Annotated in this window: 2 protein-coding genes and 1 pseudogene; 2 read left to right on the top strand and 1 reads right to left on the bottom strand. The window is 65.3% G+C overall.

The genetic code is table 11. From position 1 onward, the window contains the following. Positions 1–19: 19 nt before the first annotated feature. Positions 20–841 (top strand): class I SAM-dependent methyltransferase, encoded by an 822-nt coding sequence (locus WBF82_RS18405; RefSeq protein WP_424384393.1) that lies wholly within the window; start codon positions 20–22, stop codon positions 839–841. A 19-nt stretch (positions 842–860) separates the two neighbouring features. After that, the gene (locus WBF82_RS18400) at positions 861–2,123 is read left to right on the top strand and encodes an amidohydrolase family protein (protein WP_424384392.1); all 1,263 of its coding nucleotides are present in this window, start codon (positions 861–863) and stop codon (positions 2,121–2,123) included. On the opposite strand, the pseudogene WBF82_RS18395 reads toward WBF82_RS18400, so the two are convergent. Continuing rightward, positions 2,102–2,288: pseudogene (locus tag WBF82_RS18395) on the bottom strand (MerR family transcriptional regulator); the annotation flags it as partial. The gene WBF82_RS18400 and the pseudogene WBF82_RS18395 overlap by 22 nt on opposite strands.

Raw genomic sequence — 2,288 nt, 5'->3', positions numbered from 1 at the left:
CTCGGAGTACGTTGCCGGTATGCGAATCGCGATCACCGAGTTCACCCCCATCGAGCAAACCGCGTTCGTGACCGCATACGCCCGCGCGCTCGACAGCCGTTGGCCCAAACCGATACTCGGCGACACGTTATCCGACGAAATCGTGGCCGACATCGACTACGACTTCCAAGCGCTGGGCGTGCCATCAAGCGCGGTGCGCCAGACCGCGTTGCGCGCCAAGCTGCTCGACGATCGAGTGCGGGCCTTCATTTCCGAATATTCGGACGCTGTCGTGGTGGCGCTCGGCGCGGGACTGGACACTGGCATGCAGCGAGTACGGCCGCCGGCCACGGTGGACTGGTACAGCGTCGATCTGCCACACGTCATCGCATTGCGGGATCAACTGCTGGCCGCCGACGACAATGCGCATTCGGTGGCGGCGTCGCTGGCCGACGACGACTGGACTGACTCGATCCCGTCCGACCGGCCCACCATGCTGGTCGCCGACGGCCTGCTGGCGTTTCTGCCTGAACCCGTGGTCATCAAGTTGTTCCGCGCTATCCCTGAGCATTTCCGGTCGGGCGAACTGGCTATCAACGACTATGGGCGAGTCAGTCGGCTCAGTCTGATGGCCATGAAAGTTGCGTTCAGCGCTGTCGGAACCCAGTGGGCCTACCGGGGTTTCAAGGATGCCCACCTGCCCGAGACCTGGAGTCCGCGCCTGAAACTCGTCGAGGAAGCCAGCCTGGCTCATGCCCCGGAGGTCGATGTGTATCCGGCAGGAGTCCGGGTTTCGACACGACTGATGGGGAAGACCAAGGCCGGCGCCCGGACAGCACGGATTCTGCGCTACCGCTTCTAAAACCAGAGAGGTGACGACGATGGCTTCGGCCTCAACGACGCTGATCACCGGCGCCAATGTGTGGGACGGGATCTCGGCCCAGGCGACGCCGCGACAGGTGCTCGTCGTCGACGGTCGCATCCGACAGCTCGCGGACACGATCGAACCGCCGGCTGATGCACGGGTAGTGGATCTTTGCGGGCACACCGTCACGCCCGGCTTGATCGACTGCCACGTTCACGTGACGTTGGCACCGCCGGTGGGCCTGACACTCGCCCTCGAGTCGAGCACCGCAAAGACGTTGAAGGCTCTGCCGATTCTGCGCGCGCTGCTGCGCAACGGGTTTACCACGGTGCGCGACCTGGGCTGCGGAGATGTCGACTATCCCACGATCGACCTGCGCAACGCGGTGGCGACCGGGATCGTCGAGGGTCCGCGGATGGTGGTGGCGCCGCACCTGATCTCCGCGCGCGGCGGCCACGGGGACTTCAGCGGAATGGTGGCCGCCGAATATCAAGGATGTTGCAGGCCACTGGAATTGGCGGCAGCCGACGGCGGCGACGAGATCCGCACCCGGGTCCGGCAGGAAATCCGCGCCGGCGCCGATTGGATCAAGTTCGGCGCCACCGGCGGCTTCGCCTCACCGTCGGACGACCCCGGGCACGCCACTTACAGCCAGGAGGAGATGGATGTCCTGGTCGCGACGGCCAGAGACCTCGACATCCCGGTCACCCCGCACAGCTATGGCGACGAGGGCATTCAGCGCGCCGTGCGAGCCGGGGTGCGCAGCATCGAACACGGCAACCTCGCGTCGTCCGAGACGCTGCGGATGATGACCGACGCCGGCGTGTTCATGGTGCCCACCCAGTACACGATTCTGTCCGGTGCCCGCCGCGCCGAAAACGACGTGCTGTGGGCCGCTCTTCCGGAGTACTCACGCCGCAAGATGGAGAAATATCGCGGGCCGTTGCTGGACGCGGCGGACGGGCTGGCCGCCAGCGATGTGCGGATCGCGTTCGGAACCGATGCCGGAATGTTTCCCCACCAGGACAATTGGCGCGAGTTCCCCATGATGGTGTCGACAGGCATTACCCCGCTGCGCGCCCTGCAGGCGGCCACCAGCGTGGCGGCCGAACTCCTGCGCCTCGACGATCTCGGTGTAATCGCGGAGGGCAAGATCGCCGATCTGGTGGCTATGCCCGGCGATCCGTTAGCCGACATCGAAGTCACCGGGCAGGTGGACTTCGTGATGAAAGACGGTGTGATCTATAAGGATTCGGTTCAGGCCGGTAATGCGCGGTGAATCCCGCAGGTGCATGCGTCGATTGACGGACAAGTGCAGCGCATTCCCCATTCGATGACCTCCCGTGCACGGGCCAGCGACTCCATCTGAGCGTCGATCTCGGCGAGTTTGGCTTCGGCGAGTGCGCGACTCGCCGGACGCCCAGGCGCGTCGTCGGCGAACAGC

It is taken from the genome of Mycobacterium sp., from assembly GCF_049673265.1.
GTDB lineage: Bacteria > Actinomycetota > Actinomycetes > Mycobacteriales > Mycobacteriaceae > Mycobacterium.
This window is presented reverse-complemented; position numbering and strand designations above follow the sequence as displayed.